The organism is Corynebacterium sp. sy039 (assembly GCF_007904105.1).
GTDB lineage: Bacteria > Actinomycetota > Actinomycetes > Mycobacteriales > Mycobacteriaceae > Corynebacterium.
The window spans coordinates 1,523,011-1,547,378 of the sequence record NZ_CP042325.1; the positions used below are offsets into that span (position 1 = coordinate 1,523,011).

Below are 24,368 nucleotides of genomic sequence, written 5' to 3' on the forward strand. Positions count from 1 at the left end.
GTCTTTTGCTACGGGCTTGTCTAGCTACCGCGCCGGTCATCTCTAATCTGATTACGAGAGTCAATCATATAGTTGCTGTGGTTACCACGATTTCTATTCTGCTCTACCTGATCTGGATAGTGAGGGCGCGTTTGGCGCGCAGCAGTATGGCGAGAAGATTCCACATGCCGATAGTGTGTGCGCTGTGTAGGACGTGGCGCTAGCTGCGTCTGCGACTTCCGTGAACGTGCAGAAAAGGAGGATGCTTTTCGACGTTGCTGCGGCGCTCTTTGATACTTCATGTGCGCAAAATCAGCATCATGTTCCTCTTCATCTACCAGTCCTCTCAGGCTTGGTTCTGGTAGAAAGAAAATCTGATCCAGTGCTGGTCGTCCATAAAATGACATAGCTTCCATAGCTTCTGGTTCATGACGTGCGCAATTAGCTAAAAGCCCCATAGCTCCCAGAGTAATAATCGCAGACGTACCACCTGCAGAAATCATTGGCAGCTGGATACCGGTTACTGGGAAAACACCAACCACATACCCGATATTGATGAATGCTTGCAGTACCACACCTGTACTCAAAGTAGCTGATAGCAAAGTTAAAAATTGATTAGAGCAACGTCGGGCGGTGCGCAAACCAATGATCCATAGCAGGAAGAACAAGGCAATCACAATGGTAGCCCCGCAGAAACCGAGTTCTTCACCAATAATCGCAAAGATAAAATCATTTTTCGCTTCTGGCAAATAAAACCATTTGGCTCGCGACTGCCCTAGACCAATACCAAAAAACGATCCTTCTGATAACGACAAGAAGCCCTGATAGCTTTGATATGCAGTATCACCAGTATCGGCAAAACGTCCAAATAGTGCCCCAAAATACACAGTAAACCGATCCGATCTAAAGCCATCAGACAAAGCAAGAGCTGCTATACCAATCAAACCAAGACCGCCAAAAAATGCCAGGAACCGTAGATCCAATCCGGCAAAAATTGCCATCATAGCGACAACCAATAAGAAGGAAATACCCATACCAGCATCTCCCTCAGCAAAAATAAGTAATGCCATCAAAATGGAGACACCACTAAACACCAGTAGCCTATTCTTTGCAAGCGGTATTTTTACTCGAGTGCGCTTTGATTCCTCCATCGACTGCTCAGCCACACCAGATGTACTCTGCTGTGAAAGATATCCCGCTCCCCATACTGCAATGGCCACGCGAGCTAATTCTGAAGGCTGTAATCGTAGAGGACCAACCACAATCCAGGACTGCGATCCTACTTCTTCCCTACCGGTACCAATTCCGGGGATAAGCACAAGAATAAGCGTGAGGAATGCAAATAATAGCAACCACACACCATATTTTTTAAGGGAAGCAGGTCGAGCGCGTAATGCTAACCACATGGCAAGAAAACCAACGATGACCATGACTGTTTGCCTGGAAGCAGTACTCCACACATTTTGCCCTGCGTCTACCGCAGTTACCATAGAACTAGACATCACCATGACCAGCCCCAGAATCGACAAAATACTAACGATAATCAAAATCAGGTAGTAGTCGCTAAAGGGACGAGTACGCCATTCAACAATCCTTAGCCCAGCTCGTCGCAATAGACTAAGTAATGAGCGCTGCCCAGTGGCTTGATCTCGCGACTTAGTTGAAGCCGAAGCCAAAACGCGCGCGCTTTGTTTCTTTCTTTGTTCCACACCTGCACTGGTTTTATCAGCAGATTGCCGTGACCCAGCCACATGGCGGCGTCTACCTCGCGGTGATGTGCTTGGGCTTGTCATCTACGCTCCCTAGTTCGTGGTGACGAAAATTATATGGTTCCTGACGAAGATTCTTGAGTCTTACCACTTAAGTGTAGGTGGCAATGGCTTGTGCAAACATTGTGCCACGCTCAGCCATGCCACTATACATATCTAAACTTGCTGCAGCAGGAGCCAAAATAATTGCGTCACCGGCACTTGCCTGTGCAACAGACCATGCCACTACTTCTGCCATTGCTATTTGAGGATCACGAGATTCTGTCATCATAAGAAGAGCATGAGGAGCTTTTTCTCGCACTGCCTGAGCAATAATTTCTCTGTCCTGTCCAAGCAAGGCCACAGCTTTGAGCTTTGTAGCATACTTTTCCACAATTGCATTTACATCAGCACCTTTAAGCTGACCTCCAGCAACCCAAATGATACTGTCATACCCACTCAAAGCGGTATCTGCAGCATGAGGATTAGTGGCCTTAGAATTGTCGATAGCAACTATTTGTCCAGTAAGATCAGCGTGCGACGGCCACCGAGCAACTATTTGCCCTCGGTGTGGGGCAACCTGAAATGACCCCAATGCTTGTCTAATGGCCTCATGCGAACAATCTAATGCACACGCCACGGCTATTGCGGCTAAAGCATCGTAGATGCCTGCTAGACCAGGAGGCTCAATATGAGCTGTTCCTGCAACAGGGCTCCCCTCGGGCATATTATGGATAGCGTGATCATAAAACTGCCCCTCATGCACACCGAACTCACCAGACTTGGGTGAGCTATTCCTAAACGGAATAATTGTCTGAGACTTAGACTCATTCTCGGCACAAACATATGTGCGTTGATAGTCCTCCATTGCTTCTTGCACATGAGTATCATCGCATCCGACTATCACAACTGGCGCGGCAAGAACCTTGGCTTTGGCCTTCTTATACGCTGCAAAATCACCATGCCAATCCAAATGATCTTCAGCGATATTGAGCAATACACCAATATCTGGAACAAGTTCCTTAGTCCAATGCAGCTGAAAGCTAGAAAGTTCGGCGACGAAAATATCACTGCGTTGTTCATCCATAAGTGCTTGAGCAACGCTCACTCCGATATTACCCACAGCTTGAGCTGCCAAACCAGCAGCTTGCAGCATTGCAGTAGTCATAGCTGTAGTCGTGGTTTTACCATTAGAACCTGTGATAACAACCCACGTTCTTGTTTTCCCACACATCTGTGCCTGATCAAGGCGATAGCATAACTCTACGTCACCGATCACTTCGCAGCCCTTTTCCAGCGCAGCACATAACAAAGGAGTATCGGGGCGCCAACCAGGAGAAGTGACCACCAAAGAATATGTGCCGATCCGGTCCATTGCTTCTTCTAGTGAGCGAATCACAACACCGGTTTGTTCTTGGGCATTAGCTAAAGATTGTGCATGAGCATCGACAAGCTCTACTGCAATACCAAGATGGTGCAATAGTTTAACAGTCCCAATTCCTGTTACTCCTGCACCGGCCACAAGCACTGTCCCGCGCAAATATCCAGGTAGTTGTGTCTGCGAGGTCATATGTGTTCTTTTACCATTGTGAGCTGATTGCCCAACGACGTGAGGTTATGAAGCAATACCAGCAAGGTGCACCCAATTGCCAAAGAATAATGCGGCACCAATTAAGGCGCATACAATGCTGATGATCCAAAAGCGAATCACCACTGTAGTTTCCGCCCAACCACCATTCTCGAAATGATGATGAATGGGCGCCATGCGAAATACTCGAATACCACGAGTTCTAAAACCAAAAATCTGAATGACCACAGAAATAACTTCGATGACAAAAATAGCGCCAATAATAATCATGAGCACTTCAGTACGAGAAACAACAGATAATCCAGCAACTAAACCGCCCAATGCCAAAGAACCGGTGTCGCCCATGAAAATTTTTGCAGGTGCCGCATTCCACCACAAAAAGCCAATGCAAGCACCCAATCCACCGGCGCATAGCACTGCGAGATCCAATGGATCACGCACGTCATAGCAGCCCAGTGCTGGCTGTGCAGAACAAGAATTATTGTGCTGCCAAAATGTAATTGCCAGGTACACCGTCAATACTATTGTGCTAATACCAGCAGCTAAGCCATCTAGACCATCAGTGAGATTCACTGCATTGGACCACGCTGATACCAAAAAATACATGAAAATGAGAAAGACGATCACGCCAATTACTCCGCCCCCCACAGCAAGATCAATTGTGTCAATATCACGCACAAAAGAAAGTTTTTGCGAGCCAGGAGTCAAACCGCTGTCATCCGGAAAGCATAGGACAAGTAACCCAAAGGCAATGGCAGCAACGAATTGCCCAATGAGCTTTGCTTTTTTGTTTAAGCCAAGATTGCGTTCTTTATAGAGCTTGATAAAGTCATCGGCAAACCCCAAAGCGCCAAGAGCTAAGGTGAGTCCTAATACTAATAGGCCAGAAGCTCGAAAACCTTGCCCACCAGTGAGTAACCCATACGTGCTTGCTACACAATACGAAGTAAAAATACCGGCAATGATGGCAATACCGCCCATTGTTGGGGTACCACGTTTACGCAAGTGTGAGGCAGGGCCTTCTTCTCTAATTTCTTGCCCTAAACCTTGCTCGCTAAAGCGTCGAATAAGCACCGGCGTAAGAAAAATTGATACCAAAAAACCCACGGCACCTGCAATAATTATTTGCCCCACTGCCTCATCACCTGCTACTTCTCACTAAAAATTTAAGCTAACTATCAGATTATACGGGTAGTTGAAACCACTACCCACATAACACTCCACTACACTTTGCTGTTGTCATCGTGCTGATCCAGGAGAATCTGCAATCCCCTGCCCAATGGTCCACAATTGCGCCGCATGAGAGGCTTTAAGCAGCACTACATCCCCTGCCGCCAATTGGGTAGTCAAAGTAGCAATAGCCTGTGCATTATCTGCCACGCGCACAGTGTCCACACCATATGCACCGGCAGACTCAGCGAGTGCTGCAACCTGATCATTATCACCCACAACCATGAGCTTATCGACGCCGACTTGAGCAATAAACTCTCCCAATAGTCGATGTGCTGTATCGGCATCATCACCAAGCTCACCCATTGCCCCCAATACTGCCCATGAACGCGCGTTTTCTCGATGGCGAGCAGCACTGATTAAGGCTTCGATGCCTGCTTTCATCGACTCGGGATTGGCATTATAAGCATCATTGATAATCATGACATTATCTTCTCGCAGCCGTACATCCATGCGGTGCGCAGAAAGATTGTGGTGCTGTTCTAATGCTTTAAGTGCTTGCTCTGTGCTTATTCCTGCAGCATATGCTGCAGCAATTGCGGCAAGCGCATTAGCCACTTGATGTTTACCATGCACAGCAAGATGTACTTTGCGAGGAGCTTGTCCTAGAACATGGAGTTGGAATTGTGGTCTGGCTAATTCGTCGAGAGTGACGTCGGTAGCATAAAAATCCACGGCGATTTGAGAATCTCCTTGGATTATTTCTTTTTGTCCTGTTGTAGAAAAATACAGCACGCGTGCTTTTGTTCGTTGTGCCATTGCCACAACATACTCATCATCAGCATTCAAGATAGCACTACCGGTATCAGCTAGTGCTTCAACAAGCTCTCCTTTAGCTTGGGCAATCGTCGCACGGCTGCCGAATTGTCCCAGATGTGCACTGCCGACATTGAGCACCACACCAATATGTGGTGGGGCAATCGCAGCTAAATGTGCCACGTGTCCAATACCGCGAGCAGAAAGCTCTGCTATTAAGTACTGAGTATCTTGGTTACAGCGCAAAACTGTGTAGGGATGCCCCACTTCATTATTAAAAGATCCAGGTGGTGCCACTGTAGGAGCTTGTGCCGAAAAAATACTTGCCATCATATCTTTTGTGGAGGTTTTTCCCGCTGAACCCGTTACTCCAATGACAGTGAGTGCTGTTTGGCAACCAGTATGTGTATGGTGTTCTTGCGCTAGGGTATCGACGACATAGCGAGCCAATTTTCCTAGTGCCGCTAGTACCGCAGCAACTGACCCATCACGATCATGTTCTGTAGCATAACTATCAGTGCTGTACTCCTTGAGCGCAGGAACAAGCACTGCAGGAGTCTCAACCGGTCGAAAAGCTAAAGTAGCATGGGCACCTTTTTCTTGTGCCGCCACCGCAAAGTCATGACCATCAACACGCGTTCCGCCAAGAGCCACAAAGAGATCTCCTTGGTTGATTTTGCGTGAATCAAATTCAACTGCGCCAGTAATGGTGATCTCAGGATCACCGTGAACTGTACCGCCCACAATGCGCGCAATCTCACCAAGAGTAAGATTAAGCATTATTTTTCTCCCTCTGGTGTAATGCTGCAGTTACTTCTTCACTATCGCTGAAATGATGATTCACGCCATTGATAAGCTGTCCCACTTCATGACCTTTACCAGCAATAACCACAGCGTCTCCCGTACGCGCCCACGATATTGCCGCCGCAATTGCCTCGCGCCTATCCCCTATTTCCGCTACTGTCACTTCCTCACCAGCTTCACGACGTTGCCTTTGTCCGTTATAAGCGCCTTCAAGGACTGCTTGTCTAATCGCTGCAGGTGGCTCGGAGCGTGGATTATCATCAGTGATGATGACATAATCTGCACGCTGGGCTGCTTCTTGTCCCATGATGGGGCGTTTGGCAGCATCTCTATCACCTCCAGCTCCCACGACTACAGCTAACCGACCAGTAATTTGGGCACGTACTGTATCTAACACGGCTGCTACCGCTGCTGGTTTGTGCGCATAATCTACTACTGCAAGAAAATCTTGACCACAGTCAATTTTTTGCATTCTACCTGGTACGGATACCTGAGAAACACCTTGGAGGAAGGCATGAGGATCTATTCCTACTGCCAATGCCAATCCACATGCCAAGGTAGCGTTGGCTACATTGAACAATCCGGGAAGAGGCAGCTCAACTGAGTAAACACGGTTGTGCACATTGTCTTTCAAGCTAAAACGCTGGGTTCCTTGCACAGAACTCTTGATGTCACAAGCTACGAGATCAAGTGGTTCATCATGCGCATATGTATCAAGTCCTACGCGCATCGGTGCACTGGCAAGAGCTGCCATCTTTTCCCCCCACTGATCATCGACACAAATCACAGATTTCTGTGCATGAAGTGCAGAATCTGGGTCGAAGAAGAGGGCTTTAGCACTAAAGTATTCTTCCATTGTTTCGTGGAAATCAAGATGATCTTGAGAAAGATTACTAAAACCAGCTGCATCAAACTCCGTACCGGACACCCGCCCAAGCACTAAAGCATGAGAAGATACTTCCATTACTACATGGCTTACGCCTTCATTAACCATGCGCCTAAACAACGCCTGTAATGTGGGTGCCTCTGGTGTGGTCAAACTGGTGGGAATTGCTTGCCCATTGATGCGAGTACCAGTGGTACCGATGAGTCCCACATGGGCACCAGCTGCCATTAACCCGGCTTCTAATAAGTAACTCGTTGTAGTCTTACCGCTGGTACCAGTTACCCCAATGATGGTTAATTCCTGTGACGGATAATCATACACAGCTGCAGATACTTTACCGAGCACAGTACGCACATTATCGACGACAATCAGTGGCATTGCTAGACCAGCAGCAGAAATAATCTCTGCTCCTTGTGCGTCGGTAAGCACTGCTGCTGCTTGAGTATCTGCTGCAAAAACTGCCCCATGCCTTGAGGTTCCAGGCAAAGCAGCAAAAAGTGCCTGTGGCGCTAAGGTTGTGGAATCAAGACCAATGTCGCTAATGGTCAGTGCCTCGGCTGCATCGTGCTCAACATTATGTAATACGCCACCGGCAAGTTCGCACAAATGCGATAATGATGTGGACATTCTTTTCTCCTTAAACCTTATAAAACACTCAGATTGCAATACGGAATTTCCCGTGTTTTATCCAGTCTGCAATATCAACTGTCCTTCCATCGGTGCTGATAGCGGCACATTCTCTTTATCGAGCAACCATGAGGCAATATCCTTGAATAACGGTGCTGCTGATTGCCCGCCTTGACCGTGTACTCCACGCTGAGGCCTATCTAGTTCTAACGCCACGACAAAGCGTGGATTATCAGCTGGCGCAATTCCAGCAAAGGTGATCCAATAATTCGAGTTGGAATACGCACCTGTATTTTCGTCAATTTGTTGTGCAGTACCTGTTTTACCGGATAGCTGATAGCCTTCAAGAACTGCATCATAAGCGGTTCCTTGTTGTAAACCACTTGGGTCTTTTTGGATAACAGCTCTAAACATATCTACTACTGTTCGCGCAGTCTGTGGGGAAACAACTTGTACTTTCTTTGGCTCTGGCTGTTCCACAATGTTTCCTTGCGCATCTTTGACCTCAGCAATAATTCTTGGTTCAATACGCAAACCACCATTAGCAAGAGTTTGATACACACTTGCCATTTGCAGCAAAGACCAGCTCATACCTTGACCAATTGGCAAATTTGCAAATGTACCACCTGACCATTGTGATCGTTGCGGCAATAAGCCAGAAGATTCATATGGGAGCTCGATATTGGTGTTTTGGCCAATACCAAAGTCGTGCAGCAATTGGGCAAAACGATCCTCGCCAAGACGTTGTGCTAACATCAGCGTGCCAACATTAGAGGATTTACCGAAAATACCTGTTGTGGTAAATCCTGTGGTCGAGTGGGACCACGCATCGTGTACGGTAACTCCCGCCATATCAATGCTGCCTGGTACTTGCAGAACTTCATCTGGAGTGCTGAGATGATCTTCGATCACTCCTGCAGCGGTAATAATTTTTGCTACTGACCCCGGCTCAAATGGCTCACTAATCGTGGAGTTACCAAAATCTTTTCCTTGAGCTAATTGCTTTTCAATATCCCCCATAGGGTCGATAGTGCCGGAATTTGCCATGGCAAGCACCTGACCAGTAGCACTATCAAGCACCACTGCTTGACCACCTTTTGCGCCGGAATTCACCACTGCTTGTTCAAGTTGCTGTTGCACATAGGTTTGTGTGTCTAAATCAAGCGTTAACGTGATATTAGCCCCGTCGGTAGGAGGCACTTCATCACGCAAGGTACCTGGTATTTCTTGTCCATTCACCGAAACATCCATGGTGCTGTGCCCGTCGATACCAGCAAGCAATGAATCATTCGATGCCTCAAAACCATATTGACCAGCACCCTCATGATCTACTTTGCCGATGATATTTTCGCCTATAGCTCCATTGGGATACTGTCGAATAAGCTGCATATCTGCTGCAATACCGTGATATTTTTTCGCTATTTCTTCTGCAACATCAGGATCGACATTACGGACAAGCACTTCATACGACGTGTCTGCGTGCAGCTTATCGAGTATTTCCTCGGAGTCTACTTGCATTGCACTAGCATTTGCCTCACCAATAAGCTCTGGTATTTCCTTGGCATACTTTTCTAAGTACGAAGAAACTAACTCACTAATTTTTTCTTCCCGCGCTTGCCCTCGCAAACCAGATAAATCCTTATTCTTCTGCACTTCCACATCAGCGGTGTAACGCAGTTCTTCTCGCAGTTGCTTTGGCGATACAGTCAATGATCGGGCTTTCATCGTATAAGCAAGCTCTTTTGCATTACGATCCAAAATTGCACCTCGACGCGCTGTTTCAGTATAAGAACGCGTACGTTGCTCCTGTGCCAATGCAGATAGATCTGGACCCCACCATAGCTGCACTAATGCGAGACGAATGAGCAGAACCACTACTGCAAACAATGCTGCGATACCAACAAAGCGAATACGCTTAATGGTCTGCTGTCGTTGCATATGCGCGTTGTATTCTTCGGCATTATTAAAACGACGCTTCAGACCTAGCTCTCGTTCTTGTTCTGGGTAGCGGCGGGACATAGAACCATTCTCGTGGACAAAGTTTTTTCGTGTGTAATCGCGATAATGCCTATCAGCATACGCGCGAGTTGATGATGAGTGGGGTGACGCGCCTTCACGATCCCTCAAAGCACGTCTAGGATAAAACGATTCATCATTTTTGCCAGGCAAAATTAGTTCCTACTATTAGTTACTCATGCGTGGGGATTCCACAGTACCAGCGGCAGTATCAGTGCTAGCAGTAGTATGTGCCGCATAAGGAGCAACCCCTGCAATTGCAGTTCCACTATTTGCTCCAGCACCAGGTACAGCATTAAGGTTACCACCTACTTCTCGGGTAGCTGCTGGATCACTCGTCGCTCCGCTGGCACGTACTGGATTACCATTGACATCAATAATAGGGCGGGTATCTTGCTCAGCTGGTCGCTGTTCGACGATAGCTCCATGCTCATCTGCGGCCAGTACTCCAGCTTGTTGCGGTACCACCAATTTCATCTCTTGGGCACGCCGAGCAATTTCCGCTGTTGCTGAGGCTTGTTCAATATCACGATTTAATGTTTCGATTTGGTTATCGAGAGTCTTTTCCTTGCTTGTTAGTTTTTGCAGCTCAAAAGAAGCCGTTGTGGTCCAACCAGAAAACATCATTGACATGAATACGCCAGCAATCAACAAACCAGTGATAGCGATCAAGAAACGTACTGTATGCGGATCGGTTTTCTTCTTCTCTACAATCCGTCTACCGCGATAACTAAATTGCTGACGGGAACCAGCTTTTTTCTGCAATAGTCGTGGTTCACGATGCGGACGTGGTAGAGTCCGCACCCCACTACGCGGTGTCGAACGCTCTGGTGCATGTCGTAGCGGAGCAAGTGTGCCCACGCCTCCCACTGTCTGAGCACTATAGTCTCGTGAGACATGGGAGTAGCGTGCTGACTGCTGATAACGCCCCTGTGTCATAGTCATCTGTCTTGCTCCGTTCTTCTAGTTATTACTTTGGTTAAGGTTTCTCGATTTCCAGTTTTTCAATGGCTCTTACTCGAACTGGAGCCGCCCGAGGATTTTCGGCTATTTCTTCTTCTGTGGCTTTTTCCGCACCACGAGTCACTAACCGAAAACGTGCCCCCATACCAGGCAAATCCATAGGTAATCCCTGAGGGGTTTTAGACGTAGTGAACTCACGGAAATGCCGTTTCACAATTTTGTCTTCCAAGGATTGATAAGACATAAATACTGCCCGCGCACCTGGCAAGAGCTTTTCGACGATCACCGGAATGACATTCTCAATCGCTTCTAATTCCCGATTAACTTCGATACGCAATGCTTGGAAAGTGCGTTTGGCAGGATGTCCGCCTGTACGTCGAGCAGCTGCAGGAATGGTCTGGTAAAGCAATTCAACCAAGCGTGCAGAAGTGCTGAACGGGGTCTTTTCACGCTCACGAATAACAGCGGAGGCAATTTTCCCCGCAAAGCGTTCATCACCGTAGTTCTTAAGCACTCGCGCTAGTTCGCCATGCGAATAGGTGTTAAGAACATCAGCAGCACTAAGCGGCAAAGTATCATCCATGCGCATATCCAAAGGAGCGTCAACCCGATACGCGAAACCTCGCTCAACTTGATCGAGCTGCATAGAAGAAACACCTAAATCAAAAAGAGCCCCCGCAAAACCATGCTCGAGCGTATGCTGCGCTAATGGGTGTGCACTATGTTCAAGTGCAGTCATAAAGTGATCAAAGCGGCAATGCACTCCCAGAAAACGATCGCCGAAAGCAGAAAGTCTCTGCTTTGCTTGATCTAGCGATCGTGCATCTCGATCCAGACCTATGACACTGAGCTTGGGAAATCTGTTGAGGAAATACTCGGTGTGACCACCAGCGCCTAGGGTGCCGTCGAGAATCACTGCGGTGTCCTGTGCGGCAAGAGTTTTTTCCACACCAGGGGCAAGTAGCTGAGCCATGCGTTCACGCAACACAGGAACATGACCGTGGTTTGACGCAAGATCATACGTCACATCACTGCGCCGTTCACCTTGATATTCATCTTGCCTATCGTGTTGTACGGTCATTTTCCCTCCTTCCATATTGCGCTAGCCTTTGCAGCTACTTGATTGTTTTGTGGGCTTAGCAGTTAAAGCGAACGACGAACATAGAGACCCCGCTCAAGTATTTTGGCTCTGGCATCGGGGAAGTATGCCAGAACTTTTCGCTCAAACGGAGTTCATACGTCCATCGTTCTTAGTGTCGATGTGGTCGATGAACTGAATAAATTAAAGAAAATCCCCCAGCATATCTTCTTCGGCTGCAGAGAAATCAGCTTCCGTTTCTTGCTGGTAGTTTTGCCAGGCTTGCGCATCCCAAATTTCCAGAAAATCAACCGAACCAATGACCACGCACTCTTTGCTCAAACCCGCATATTCTCGGTGAGCCACCGATAGACTAATGCGACCCTGACCATCAAGATTTTGCTCATCAGCACTAGCGGCAAGATTACGAATGAAAGCACGTGCAGCAGGATTGGTGCGAGAAACTTTTGCCGCTTTCCGCGCTCTTGCTGCAAACTCCTCACGGGGATATACCGCTAAAGAGTGATCTTGCCCCTTAGTAACCATCAATCCGCCTGCTAATTTCTCCCGAAATTTTGCAGGAAGCGTTAAACGCCCTTTGTCATCAAGTTTTGGCGTGTATGTACCAAGAAACATTGGCACCCACCTCCAAAACAATCAACAACCACTGAGCATTTTCTTTAGGTGTCACCCCTACGCATTTCACGTATAAAATTTCACCACTGCCCACATTACCCCACTTTCCCCCACTTTCAACACTTAGACAGGTAAATGAGGCATATTTACTCAAAAATATATTACAAAAAGCGCATTGAACAGGATTTTCTCCACCAAACCCATCGTGGGGCGCCATACCCTATCCATTTAACACATGAGACATCAAAGGTTTAATTATGTCACATAAGTAACTATTGCCACTTTGATATCTTTTTTACACAACGATATGGAAGGTGAATCACCTCTTAAAAAGACCAAGTAAAGCGCACCGAACCCAAGAAAATACAGAACATAGCCCCACATACCCTTAAGTCATATAAATATGTGGGGGAAAGTGGGGAATCCTAAATCACATATCCCCGCACCTCTATAAAGTTCACATGAGCCAAGATAAGAAAATGCTCGGCAGCACCAGGCTGCCGAGCATTTTCTACTACCTCAGGTCTATGCCTCAAATCGGCGGTGAAAATTATTTTCCATACGCTGCCCTAGGCCACTTGAAGAACGAGGTTTAGCAGTTTTCGATGCCATAGATCCCCTGCTAATAGCAGCAGATCCACCACCGTGAAGCATCCAGATTCCACCCGCAAGCATGACCAAAAAGCCAATAATGCTCAGTACAACAAACCATGTAGAAGAAGGACTCAATGCCACACCCCCAACGAGCATGAGCAATCCAACAACAACAATCGCTATCCCCCTCAGCGATAACTGCATACCAGAACCGTGAGACTCATTATCAGACATGACAGAGGCACTAAACTTTGGATCCTCTGCCATAAGTGAACGTTCAATCTCACGCAATGCCTGCTGTTCCTGTTCCGACAGTGACATTTTGCTCTCCTCTGGGAATAAAGTGTTCTAGCAGCTTTATGTTGCAGCTACATACGATAACGCTAAAAACAATTATAAAGTTCCCACTCATTATCACGCCAGAAAAAGAAAAATCTCACTTCCCATTTTAAGCTGCCAGCATAAGCTCCCCGGCCTCGCACTCCACCTCCCACAGGAAATCTCGCACAAGAGCCATAAGCTCTTCCACTAAAAGCGGCGAAACACCATATTCCATCCCACTAGCTACGCGCGAACGAATGCGCGAGTAAGCAGAAAATTTCTTTGCCCATTCCCGACCCACATCATCAACGAGCTGCAATTGCAGCCAAGCGCTTTGCGGTTTACGCGACCGCCGAGCAATACGAGACAAAGACACCTTGGCACCAGCCACCCGCAATGCACACCGATAAGCAGATTCTAGCGCTGCATCATATTCTTCAGAATCATATTTATCTTGTGCCTCTTTCAATAGACCATAAGCCTTCAACAGAAAAACCCTATGCTTTGGCATTTTAGAGTAACCACTCGATGAAACTTTCTTTGTTTCCATCTGTACTACCGACATCATGACCTCCATAATTTGATCTTTATCATCTTGAGCAAGCACTAACCTACCTACCCCTTGCGACATAGCATACACCCATATGCGAACATTTGTTCTAAAAGGTGAAAAAGGTGAGCCTGACCGTCGAAAGCGAAGAAAAAATAAAGCGATTAGATTATCTAATGTGGCTATACACTATGACCTGCTCAATAGAAACCAATTCTTCAGTCTCACTCCACATCTTGTTGATGTATATATCGCAGCTATGGAGTACGATCCATCCATCAAGAAACAACGAGTACTTCACTGGCATAAAGACAGTATGGAACCAGGTTTTCATGCGATATTAGCCCATGACGACACCTCAATTCTTGGAATAGCCTATGGATATCGCGCTACTACTCATCATTGGTGGGGAGCAGAGATCGATCGAGGTATCGCACAATTTTATACAGAGAAAAGAATAAACGATCACGAATTTTTGATCCGGAAAAAAATTCTTAACAGTTTTTTTGAGTTAGCAGAGATACACGTCACCCCGCAAGCTCAAGGGCAAGGCATTGGTCAAGAACTTTTCACTCGCCTAGCTTGTTGTGCAAGCAAAATCAACGCCAAACACTTATTACTGTCCACCCCAGAAGTACCAGCAGAAAATAACGCTGCTTTTCGGCTTTATCGACGACTTGGCTGCACAGATTTTCTGCGTCATTTCCTCTTCACTGGCGATAACCGACCGTTTGCTATCCTGCATACCCCACTGCCATTGGACTATTAAGCTGCCGCAGTAATCTTCAGTAATCCTCAGCAATCGCAGTTCGCACGGCTTAACCAACTAGCGCACAGCATCATGCCCCAAAGCTGCACCCCAAGCAGGTGCCATTCCTAGATTATGCAATACCTCTTGGGTCGCCCTAGCAAAGTTAAGCGTCATAAAATGCAGATCAGGCGCGCCTTCAGCAATTAATCGCTCTGCCATAAGAGTGCTCAATTCAATACCCACTTTACGCACCTCATCATCACCGCCACATTCTGCCGCACGCCTAAGCTGCTCATGCACCCGCGATGGCACATGCGCACCAGAAAGCTCGGTTTGTCGCGCCAAACTACGCATACTGGTGATAGGCATTATTCCTGGAATAATCGGTTTGGCACCATGTTCCGAATCAGCTTTGAGCAAACGATCACGCAACCGTAGGTAGTATTCCACATCAAAAAACATCTGAGTGATCGAAAACTCAGCACCCGCACGTAATTTTGCTAGCGTCACTTCAGTATCAGCTGCCAAAGATGGCGCACGAAAATGCCCCTCAGGAAAAGAAGCAATACCCACTTGAAAATGCTGCGTTTGCGGCAACCGTCGAGTAAGCTCAATCAACTCCTGCGCATATTCATATCCCCCTGGTGTCTTCGTCCACGGCCCTAGCGGATCAGCTCCCGGCGGATCACCACGCAATGCTAATAAATTAGACAAACCTGCCTGCGCATATTCAGTCAAAATCGACACTAATTCTTCTTCTGTGTGATTAACCAATGTAAGATGCACCAACGTCGTAAGTGGGTGATGAGCAAGTTCATGAGCAATGCGCGTTGTTCTTTCTCGCGACGACCCGCCTGCTCCATACGTCACTGATACAAAGGCAGCTCCAAGATCATGAAACACCTCTGCCGCTTTCCACAACCTCTGCTCTGCCGCGTCATCTCTCGGTGGCATAAACTCCACGGAAAAAGGAACTCTGCCAGGGTTTACTGTGGAGATAACATCTGTAATGGTGCGTTGATAAGAAGCAGGAACCGAGGAAAAAGACATGACAGTATCTTATTGAGCTTTACTCCAAGAAAGAAAACTACTTTGGCAAATATGAAAAGAATTGAACTGTAGCTGACAAACAAGCGATAATAGAGCGTGAAAACCCATTCGTAGAGCACTCTCTACATCAGTTTCAGCACAAGGATTTTGCATGACTTTTTCTACCAGCGAGCTTTCCAGCTCACCTTTTTCTTTTGAGCAATTACCTCGCCATGTAGAACGCTGTCTGAACGACTATTTTCAGCATCGCTGGGATGAGATCACTAAAATTGGCTCACCTGTGGTTGAGGCCATGTCCATTCTGAAAAACTATGTACTCAACGGCGGTAAACGCATCCGCCCCATGTATGCTTGGGTTGGTTTTAGTAGCTCCTACGGTTGGGAACGCACAGAATTCACACCACAAGCAGTTCTTCAGGCAGTGAGTAGCCTTGAATTTATCCAAGCCTGTGCCCTCATCCACGATGATTATATTGATTCTTCTGATACCCGACGCGGCCACCCTACCGTGCACCGTCAAGCAGAAAACATACACAACCAGCGCAGGTGGTCAGGATCGAGCCAACATTTTGGCGCCAGTCTTTCTATCCTTATCGGGGATATGGCTATGGTATGGGCAGATGATATGTTTCACTCCACGAATCTTCCCACTGACGCACTCACTCGCGCCCGCATCCCCTGGGAGGCAATGCGCACAGAAGTTATTGGCGGACAATTACTCGACATCATCAATGAACATTCAGCCGATGAATCCATTGACCGAGCACACAATGTCAATCGCTATAAAACCGCTGCATACACCATAGAGCGTCCGCTCCATATTGGTGCTGCACTAGCAGGTGCGTCAGAAAAAACCATTGCTGCGTTGAGAGCATACGGACAAGACATTGGCATCGCTTTTCAGCTTCGCGACGATTTGCTCGGAGTTTTTGGCGACCCCACCATAACAGGAAAACCTGCTGGTGATGATCTCCGTGAAGGCAAGCGTACGGTACTTATTGCCACTGCACTAACCCTCGATCCACAACGAAGTGACTATATCCGAACCCATCTCGGTCAGGTAACTGAAGCAGAAGATATCGCCCAATTAGCTCAAACGCTCAGAGACACTGGCGTTGAAGAACATATGGAGCAACTCATTAGCTCCCTTACCGAATCCGGTATCGCTCATCTAGAACAATGCGACTTAGCACCAGGTGGTCGTGACGCTCTTATACAATTAGCCCATCGCGCCACGGCACGACGCACCTAAAGGACAACCATGCACACGCTAAACCACAGCTCATCTGTGAGAAAAACCGCCACACAGCCTTGGTGGGGGCAACGTCTTTTCCGCTGTTTTTCTCATCTTTCCCCTTATACATTAGGCATTATTGCCAGCTGTATCATCATGCTTTCTTCCTTTGGCGCAGGTGCTACTCGTAATCATGGCGGAATTCTTGATCGTTTTGGCTTAAACTTTTTCACTTTTGGACATGGTTCACTTATCTGTAACGTCTTTCTTTGGATCGGGATCTTTCTTTTTGTCATTGCGTGGCTTGTATTAGGACGCAACCTGATTCACCGCAACATTGAGTTTCCTGTCACGAAAATTTATCGCATCATGTTGTGGTGGGTTTTTCCACTTTCCTTTGCCAGTCCCCTTATGAGTCGAGATGTCTATTCCTATCTCATGCAAGGAAAACTTTTAGAAAAAGGCTTTGACCCATATACCCAAGGTGCTGCAGCTAATCCAGGTGTGTATCTAGTAGAGGTATCCCCAGACTGGCGCAATACCACCACCCCTTATGGTCCGCTCCATCTATACCTCGGGTCATTAATCACTCGTGTCGTCGGCGATAACCTAACACTTGGGCTTTTTCTTTTTAAGATTATTTCCTTAGCCGGCTTTGCGCTTATTGCTTTCTCCATTGCACGTATCGCTCTATTATTTAATGTGCAACCTAGCTATGCACTCTGGATTGGGGTGCTCAATCCTGTGGTCGTATTCCATCTCGTCGGCGGAATGCATAATGAGTCAGTCATGGTTGGATTAGTAAGTCTAGGTATTTATCTAGCACTTAAAAATAACCTTTACCTCGGAATAGTGATTATCTCTATTGCAATGGCGCTCAAAGCTACTGCTGCCCTAGCCTTGCCTTTTCTCATTTGGCTTGCTGTACTTCGGCGTGATAACTTACGCCAGAAAATACTGGCTTTCTTTATTAGCTCCATCACTGGTGTGTTCTTATGCTTGGCAACGCTTTACATCATCACGATGCTCTCTGGCGCAACCTGGGGTTGGATTGCGGAACTGACTGGCAATACCAAAGTAATTAACCCACTTGCTTTCCCCTCATTTCTCAGTGGCATCATCAGTTCTATTTTTAGTGTATGGATACCTGACTTCCCGTATAACAAAGTGTTGGCAGTTATCCGTCTTGTATCGATGGCGTTCTTGCTCATCGGAGTAATAGCAAGTTGGATATATTTCCGCACTTCTAAACTGGCTATTCTACGCGGTGTCACTGTTGCTTACTGCTGTGTATTTATTTTTAATTCAGTAACCCTACCGTGGTATTACGCAAGTATTCTTACTCTCTTTGGCGTTATCCATGCACCTAAATGGGCTAAAAAACTTATTATTGGTTTTTCTATTATTATTGCGCTTTCTTTTACTGGTGGCGGCAACCACCAGTTCTACCAACCACTGTGGATGATTATCGTAAGCATTCTTGCTTGCTGGGCAGTGCATTGGATTTTTCTTACACCGTATAAGCACCAAGGCCAACAAACTACAGGTTAAAACGCCAACGCTTGCGCTCGACGCATCACTTCACGCGCCAAATGCCCATGCAATGCGTCGATAGGGCGACCTGGTAAGGAATCATCTTCAGTGAAGAGATAGGAAAAAATTTCCTCGTCGCTATAGCCGCCATCTGCTAACAGGGCAATAACACCTGGAACAAAACTATTCGTGTTTCCTTTTGCAGCAATGAAAGCCTCTGGGATTTTTTGGACTTTCTCTAGCTTTAAGGAAATGAGTTTATGGTCATTGAGTAGATGAAAAACTTTTGTGACTGGCACGCCAATACGCTGTGCATATTCCGGCACTGTCAGTAGTGTTTCACCGGCTAGAACGTGCGCTAAATGGGCTTGGACATTGACAGGAGTTCTATCATATGTGTTCACGCTTACTTATTCTATCGTGTTCTGCGTTTTCTGTAAGAATAGTTCTTCACATACCTACGCAAATGGTTCTGCTGTGTCGTGTGAGTTGGGAATAATACGCAATTTCGACCATACTTATAGCCATGACGATGTTACAGGTAGGAGATGTACTTGAAGGACGCTATCAGATTGAAGCTCCGATTGCTCGCGGCGGTATGTCCACAGTTTATCGTTGTATAGACACTCGCTTGGCTCGATATGTCGCCGCCAAAGTCATGGATGATAAGTACGCCCATGACCCTATCTTCACGCAGCGTTTTAAGCGAGAAGCACAGTCCATGGCCAAACTGAGCCACCCGTGTTTGGTTGGGGTATATGATTTCTCGAGCCAAGGAGAACATATCTTCCTCATCATGGAGCTTATTACAGGTGGCACATTGCGTGAGCTACTAGCAGAACGTGGTCCAATGCCTGCCCATGCCGCTGCAGCGGTACTGCGCAGTGTACTCACTGGGTTATCCGTTGCGCATCAAGCAGGGATGGTGCATCGAGATATTAAACCGGATAACGTGCTAATCAATGCAGATCATCAGGTTAAATTAGCGGATTTTGGTTTAGTACGTGCTGCATCAGCAAGTACCGCCACATCAACACAGATCGTCGGTACTGTCTCCTATCTATCTCCGGAGCAGGTCACCGGGGATGATATCAGTGCTCGCTCTGATGTCTATTCCGCTGGTATCTTGTTATTCGAGCTTCTTACTGGGCAGACTCCCTTCCAAGGCGATACCCAAATCTCTCATGCCTATGCCCGTCTTGAGTCAGATGTGCCCGCTCCTAGTTCGCTTATCGACGGCGTGCCAAAACTTTTTGACGACCTTGTCGCCACCGCAACAGCACGCAATCCTGATGAACGCTTTGTTGATGCTACCGAATTTTTACACGCTCTCGACGATATTTCTACTGCACTCAACCTCCCTGAGTTCACTATTCCAGTTCCAGTTAATTCTGCTGCACATCGCGCTTCCGAACAACTATCATCAACTGCTCACACAGACTTATTCACCACTGATATCAACCGACCTGGCTCTGAACCTACGGCACGCACCACTGCATTGCCTCAAGCAGAACAACCACATGAAACTCAGGTTTTCCCAAGTATGGATGCTCATGCCTCTACTGCTGCTGGCTATGGCGTCGAAAGCGCTCATTTTGCGGATCAAAGTGAGGCTGTGGTATCCAATACGAACGCGCATACACCAACGTTGAGCAATCGCAGCAAAACTGGTTTCATCGCATGGTTGATTACCGTCTTATTATTTACTGCAGCAGTAGCTGTGGGAGCCTGGTGGTTCGGTTCAGGACGATATGGAGAAATCCCGCAAGTATTGGGTATGGAAGAAAACCAAGCTGTCGCTACGATCGAACAAGCAGGGTTTAGCGTAACCACATCTGATGTGTATAACAATGATATTGAAGCACATCACTCTGTAGGGACTAATCCTGCCAGTGGCGAACGCGCAGTACGGGGAAAAGACATTACAGTGCTTATCTCACGTGGTCAGCCTACGGTTCCAGCAATACCAAATACGAATACAATTGCAGCTTACCGGCCACTATTAGAAGAGCGTACGCTCAAACTGGTTACCGGTATCCAAGAATATAGCGATACCATTCCCGAAGGTAATATCATCCGCACAGATCCTCAACCAGGAGAAACTGTGCCTACAGATTCCACTGTCACAGTTTATACTTCTAAAGGTGCTGCTCCAGTAAATGTGCCAAGCCTTGAAGATAAAGAGAGCAAAGACGCCATAGAAGAATTAGAAAATCTTGGTTTATCCGTTACTGTGGTCAAAGAGTTCTCCCCGCGTTTTGCTAATGATCACGTCATCGAAACAGATCCCCCTGCTGGCACCATGTTGCCGAAGAAATCTGCAGTAACGCTCAAAGTATCCACTGCTATTGAAGTGCCTGATGTATCTGGGTTGAGTGAATCAGAGGCGAAGAAACGTCTTGCTAAAGCAGGAGTGACCGTGGAACAAGTTACCCGTTCTACGAGTGCGGTTGGTGAGTCTAAAGATACTGTCGTAGGCACCAGTCCTGAAGCACAATCTCTGCTTGATCCAGCGAACTCTAATGTAACGCTCATTCTCGTAGGTGAAGTAGAGATACCGAATGTGGTAGGAAAAACGGTAAAAGAAGCGAAACAAATTCTTAGCGACGCAGGCTTTAGCGCTACGGTGAAGGGATCGACAAAACCTAATGCCAAAGTCTACTGGCAATCACCTACCAGTTTTATTGTTAGCAATTCTGCCCAAGAAGGAACGGAAATCACACTTCATGCAAATTAACACACTATCTGCCACACGCACTCGACTTATCACAATAACCGCCACCATTATCTCCTGCGGCATTATTGCTTATATCATGCGAGGCAAAGAGGATTTTATCCGTTATCTCATTGACACCGATGTATATAGACTAGGCGCGATTGAGTTCTTAGGTGAAGGTGATCTCTACAACAAGGACTATGCCACGCGGCTGATTAACTTACCTTTTACCTATCCTCCTTTTGGTGCTTTATTCTTTATTCCTTTTGCATTTTTAGGTCAAGTTGGCGCTGAAACCCTCCTCACTGTGGTGTCAGCGCTTTGCCTGTGGCTGAGCATGGGTGCTATCTTGCGTACGGCTGATATTAAAAAACCCTGGTTATGGGCACTGTGGTGCTTGCCTGTGGCTCTCGTTTTTGAGCCGGTTCATGAGACTTTCCAGTTTGGACAGATCAATCTCATTCTTATGGCATTAGTGATTATTGATATCACTGGTCTTATTCCTAAACTTCCTCGCGGTATTCTCATTGGTGTTGCTGCTGCAATTAAGCTCACCCCAGCATATTTTGGGCTTTATTTCTTAGCACGAGCGCAGTGGAAGGGCGTACTAGGAGTCATCGGTGGTTTTCTCGGCGCCAGTGCGCTTGCTTTCATATGTCACCCTGCAACAAGCATTCAATACTTCACCAGCGTTGTCTTTCATGCAAACAGAATCGGTAATCCAGAGTATGCGAAAAATGTTTCCATCTCAGGAATCAATGCACGAACCGTCGATAGTCAATTAGTGTGGCTGATCGTATGTGTGGCAATTACCGCATTAGCTTTTTTCGCTGCTCGACGCGCAACTGTGGCGCAAAAACCGCTCCTAGCGATTATTGCTATTGCGCTAGCTTGCTTATGTGTTTCTCCAGTGAGCTGGTCACATCACTGGGTGTGGTTAGTACCTACTGTGATCGTGCTCTTTATCTATAACTATCGTGGGTTAGCGATATGGGGTGTGCTGGCTGCGATTGTGTTCCCCTTCCACTACTATTTACCGCAAACTGGTGGCGTAGAGTCAGAATGGGCACTGTGGCAGCAAGTGCTTGGTGCGCACTATGTTATTTTTGCATTGGTTATTTTGTGCATAACGCTGCGTCTGCCTAAGGTGGCAACCGCTCACTAAAATCTACTGGAAATAAGCTCTGGGGAGAACCATAAAAAATTATGGCTCTCCCCAGCTTATATAGTGCTTATGACTCTCCTAGAATCAGGGTTTAGGATTATCACGAAATTTTAGTTGCGCAGCATTTCTGCCACGAGGAAAGACAGCTCTAATGATTGCTGAGTATTCAGGCGCGGATCACACGCAGACTCATAGCGTCCTGGCAAATCGACATCGGTAATGTCTTCTGCACCACCAAGGCACTCGGTAACATTTTCGCCAGTCAATTCAATGTGAATGCCACCTGGGTGTGTGCCCAAAGCTCGATGAACCTCGAAGAAGCCCTGTACTTCGTCAATAACCTTGTCGAAATGACGAGTCTTGTAACCATTAGAAGCGGTGAACGTATTACCGTGCATAGGGTCAGACTGCCAAATGACCTTATGTCCTTCTTTTTCTACTGCTTGCACAATACCAGGCAGCACAGAGCGAACTTTATCGTGTCCCATGCGGGCAACCATAGTAAGCCGACCAGGTTCACGCTCAGGATTGAGTTTCTCAGCATAAGCAACGGCTTCTTCTGGAGTGATTGTAGGACCGATCTTTATGCCAATAGGATTAGCAATCATTGCTGCAAAGTTCACATGGAAATCCTCAATGCCACGAGTGCGTTCGCCAATCCACAATTGGTGGGCGGAAAGATCATAGAGTTCTGTCTTGCCTTCTTCATTGGTCGCAAGGCGTAACATGGCACGCTCATAATCGACCAAAAGTGCCTCATGAGATGCGAAAATATCCGCTGAACGCAGCGTATCGTCAGATACTCCACAAGCACCCATGAACTGCAAACCACGCTCGATTTCCTTTGCTAATGCTTCATAGCGAGCACCCGCTGGGGAATCAGCAACGAATTTACGATTCCATTCCGTTAAGCGATTAAGATCTGCTGTTCCAGAATTAGTCAAAGCACGAACCAAGTTCATTGCCGCTGAAGAATTAGCATAAGCGCGGATCATTCGGGCAGGGTCGTGACGACGAGCTTCGGGTGTGGCCTCAACGCTATTGACAATATCACCACGGTAATTTGGCAAACCATTGCCATCGAGATTAGAAGAACGAGGCTTTGCGTATTGACCAGCGATACGCGCCATTTTCACTACAGGTGTAGACGCTCCATAAGTAAGCACTACTGCCATTTGGAGCAATGTCTTAATGTTTGCTCTAATATGCGGCTCAGTATTGGACTCAAATGTTTCTGCGCAATCGCCACCTTGAAGGAGAAATGCTTTGCCATTAGCGACGTCGGCAAGCTGTTTCTTGAGCCTGGTAACTTCAGGAGCAACCACAATGGGAGGCACTGATTCAAGAATCTTGCGAACATTAGCGGCAACATCAGCGTCCCACGTAGGCTGTTGTTTCGCGTCACGAGAAATAACATCCTCAAATTGTGTTTGCATTGCACCTGGCAACGGAGGTAAATCTGGCAGGGCTTCTTTAGGGATATCTACTGTCCAACTCACACTCTTATGTCTATCATGTCGACCAGCTCCAACGAAATCGACAGAATATTATTGAGCACAATCAGCTATTTCTCACTTGGCGCAACTCCACCCACTTATATGCCAAGAACTGTATTATTCATGCTCAAGGGTAGTTTTTGGGCGCAGCAACGAAATTTCTCTCGATTATGACGTGCATCAACCAAAGCATCATGATTGCCTGATGGGGTATGCGGTAATGGGGGTTTTCCTGCCATTTCCCAATACTGCTTGAGTTCATGAGTATAACGCGGGATAAACGATGGCAAACCAGACATATCACCCCATAATTGTGCTAAAACAACATGATCATAGGCGCCCACCCATGCCCATAGTTGCACTGGGGATGATGCAGCAGCTCCCCCTGTAGCTACTCCTGTTCGGAAAAATTCAATAAGATCCTGACGAATTGTGTGGAGATCACGCCACGCTGGGTCGGAGGGATTGGGCAACTTATCCAGCACATTATCTCGTACCCACTTATTAGCTTTTGCGTGATTTGCCTGGGTAGACACTGCGTAGTATTCTCGGCCGTCTTCTGCAACGACACCAATGGACACCAGCTCAATAGTGTGTCCATCTTCAATAAACTCTGTGTCATAAAAATAACGCATTACGACGACCTA

Annotated in this window: 20 protein-coding genes; 5 read left to right on the top strand and 15 right to left on the bottom strand. The window is 47.0% G+C overall.

Translation table 11 applies throughout. The features are described 5' to 3' along the window. Positions 1 to 20 precede the first annotated feature (20 nt). The 11 genes from FQV43_RS06895 to FQV43_RS06945 all read right to left on the bottom strand — a co-directional run bounded on the left by FQV43_RS06895 (position 21) and on the right by FQV43_RS06945 (position 13,857). Positions 21 to 1,772, bottom strand: coding sequence for a putative peptidoglycan glycosyltransferase FtsW (locus tag FQV43_RS06895; RefSeq protein WP_144273198.1), 1,752 nt, complete (start codon positions 1,770 to 1,772; stop codon positions 21 to 23). Positions 1,773 to 1,839: 67 nt separating this feature from the next. Beyond that, entirely contained in the window at positions 1,840 to 3,297 is a 1,458-nt protein-coding gene (gene murD / locus FQV43_RS06900) for a UDP-N-acetylmuramoyl-L-alanine--D-glutamate ligase (protein WP_146339657.1), read from the bottom strand. 45 nt (positions 3,298 to 3,342) lie between these two features. Then, positions 3,343 to 4,449 (bottom strand): phospho-N-acetylmuramoyl-pentapeptide-transferase, encoded by a 1,107-nt coding sequence (gene mraY, locus FQV43_RS06905; protein WP_144273200.1) that lies wholly within the window; start codon positions 4,447 to 4,449, stop codon positions 3,343 to 3,345. 105 nt (positions 4,450 to 4,554) lie between these two features. Beyond that, positions 4,555 to 6,081, bottom strand: coding sequence for a UDP-N-acetylmuramoyl-tripeptide--D-alanyl-D-alanine ligase (gene murF / locus FQV43_RS06910; RefSeq protein ID WP_146339659.1), 1,527 nt, complete (start codon positions 6,079 to 6,081; stop codon positions 4,555 to 4,557). Further along, positions 6,074 to 7,618 carry a UDP-N-acetylmuramoyl-L-alanyl-D-glutamate--2,6-diaminopimelate ligase gene (locus FQV43_RS06915; protein ID WP_146339661.1) on the bottom strand — a complete coding sequence of 515 codons (1,545 nt, stop codon included), beginning with the start codon at positions 7,616 to 7,618 and terminating at the stop codon, positions 6,074 to 6,076. The genes murF and FQV43_RS06915 overlap by 8 nt, the downstream gene beginning before the upstream one ends. A 57-nt stretch (positions 7,619 to 7,675) precedes the next feature. Then, complete coding sequence (locus FQV43_RS06920) at positions 7,676 to 9,556, bottom strand: penicillin-binding protein 2 (RefSeq protein ID WP_146340472.1); 1,881 nt, start codon at positions 9,554 to 9,556, stop codon at positions 7,676 to 7,678. A 246-nt stretch (positions 9,557 to 9,802) separates the two neighbouring features. After that, positions 9,803 to 10,579: a hypothetical protein gene (locus FQV43_RS06925; RefSeq protein ID WP_246846883.1), complete on the bottom strand. Its 777-nt coding sequence runs from the start codon at positions 10,577 to 10,579 to the stop codon at positions 9,803 to 9,805. A 34-nt stretch (positions 10,580 to 10,613) separates the two neighbouring features. After that, the gene (rsmH, locus tag FQV43_RS06930; protein ID WP_146339664.1) at positions 10,614 to 11,678 is read right to left on the bottom strand and encodes a 16S rRNA (cytosine(1402)-N(4))-methyltransferase RsmH; all 1,065 of its coding nucleotides are present in this window, start codon (positions 11,676 to 11,678) and stop codon (positions 10,614 to 10,616) included. 201 nt (positions 11,679 to 11,879) lie between these two features. Then, positions 11,880 to 12,311 (bottom strand): division/cell wall cluster transcriptional repressor MraZ, encoded by a 432-nt coding sequence (gene mraZ / locus FQV43_RS06935; protein ID WP_144273204.1) that lies wholly within the window; start codon positions 12,309 to 12,311, stop codon positions 11,880 to 11,882. Positions 12,312 to 12,836: 525 nt separating this feature from the next. Beyond that, positions 12,837 to 13,226, bottom strand: a complete 390-nt coding sequence (locus FQV43_RS06940; RefSeq protein WP_144273205.1) for a DUF3040 domain-containing protein — start codon at positions 13,224 to 13,226, stop codon at positions 12,837 to 12,839. A gap of 127 nt (positions 13,227 to 13,353) precedes the next feature. Beyond that, entirely contained in the window at positions 13,354 to 13,857 is a 504-nt protein-coding gene (locus tag FQV43_RS06945) for an SAV_6107 family HEPN domain-containing protein (RefSeq protein WP_146339666.1), read from the bottom strand. A gap of 13 nt (positions 13,858 to 13,870) precedes the next feature. Between FQV43_RS06945 and FQV43_RS06950 the strand changes: the two genes are divergently transcribed. After that, complete coding sequence (locus tag FQV43_RS06950; protein ID WP_146339668.1) at positions 13,871 to 14,545, top strand: GNAT family N-acetyltransferase; 675 nt, start codon at positions 13,871 to 13,873, stop codon at positions 14,543 to 14,545. A gap of 57 nt (positions 14,546 to 14,602) precedes the next feature. On the opposite strand, the gene FQV43_RS06955 is transcribed toward FQV43_RS06950, so the two are convergent. Continuing rightward, on the bottom strand, positions 14,603 to 15,577 hold the full coding sequence (locus FQV43_RS06955; RefSeq protein WP_144273208.1) for a methylenetetrahydrofolate reductase: 975 nt from the start codon (positions 15,575 to 15,577) through the stop codon (positions 14,603 to 14,605). 151 nt (positions 15,578 to 15,728) lie between these two features. On the opposite strand from FQV43_RS06955, the gene FQV43_RS06960 reads away from it, so the two are divergent. Together FQV43_RS06960 and FQV43_RS06965 are read left to right on the top strand one after the other, a co-directional pair. Beyond that, a complete protein-coding gene (locus FQV43_RS06960; RefSeq protein ID WP_146339670.1) occupies positions 15,729 to 16,829 on the top strand; it encodes a polyprenyl synthetase family protein in 1,101 nt (366 codons plus the stop codon). A 9-nt stretch (positions 16,830 to 16,838) separates the two neighbouring features. Then, positions 16,839 to 18,362, top strand: coding sequence for an alpha-(1->6)-mannopyranosyltransferase A (locus FQV43_RS06965; protein WP_146339672.1), 1,524 nt, complete (start codon positions 16,839 to 16,841; stop codon positions 18,360 to 18,362). Here the strand turns inward: FQV43_RS06965 and FQV43_RS06970 are convergent. After that, positions 18,359 to 18,748: an Rv2175c family DNA-binding protein gene (locus tag FQV43_RS06970; RefSeq protein ID WP_168195061.1), complete on the bottom strand. Its 390-nt coding sequence runs from the start codon at positions 18,746 to 18,748 to the stop codon at positions 18,359 to 18,361. The two genes, FQV43_RS06965 and FQV43_RS06970, sit on opposite strands and share 4 nt — an antisense overlap. A 122-nt stretch (positions 18,749 to 18,870) precedes the next feature. Here FQV43_RS06970 and pknB point away from each other — a divergent pair, with 122 nt between their 5' ends. Both pknB and FQV43_RS06980 read left to right on the top strand, forming a co-directional pair. Continuing rightward, on the top strand, positions 18,871 to 21,081 hold the full coding sequence (gene pknB / locus FQV43_RS06975; protein ID WP_146339674.1) for a Stk1 family PASTA domain-containing Ser/Thr kinase: 2,211 nt from the start codon (positions 18,871 to 18,873) through the stop codon (positions 21,079 to 21,081). Further along, positions 21,071 to 22,225, top strand: a complete 1,155-nt coding sequence (locus tag FQV43_RS06980; RefSeq protein ID WP_168195062.1) for a glycosyltransferase 87 family protein — start codon at positions 21,071 to 21,073, stop codon at positions 22,223 to 22,225. The genes pknB and FQV43_RS06980 overlap by 11 nt, the downstream gene beginning before the upstream one ends. Before the next feature lie 110 nt (positions 22,226 to 22,335). On the opposite strand, the gene FQV43_RS06985 is transcribed toward FQV43_RS06980, so the two are convergent. Then, on the bottom strand, positions 22,336 to 23,724 hold the full coding sequence (locus FQV43_RS06985) for a class II 3-deoxy-7-phosphoheptulonate synthase (protein ID WP_146339678.1): 1,389 nt from the start codon (positions 23,722 to 23,724) through the stop codon (positions 22,336 to 22,338). 95 nt (positions 23,725 to 23,819) lie between these two features. After that, entirely contained in the window at positions 23,820 to 24,356 is a 537-nt protein-coding gene (locus FQV43_RS06990) for a polyadenylate-specific 3'-exoribonuclease AS (protein ID WP_146339680.1), read from the bottom strand. Positions 24,357 to 24,368: the final 12 nt, after the last annotated feature.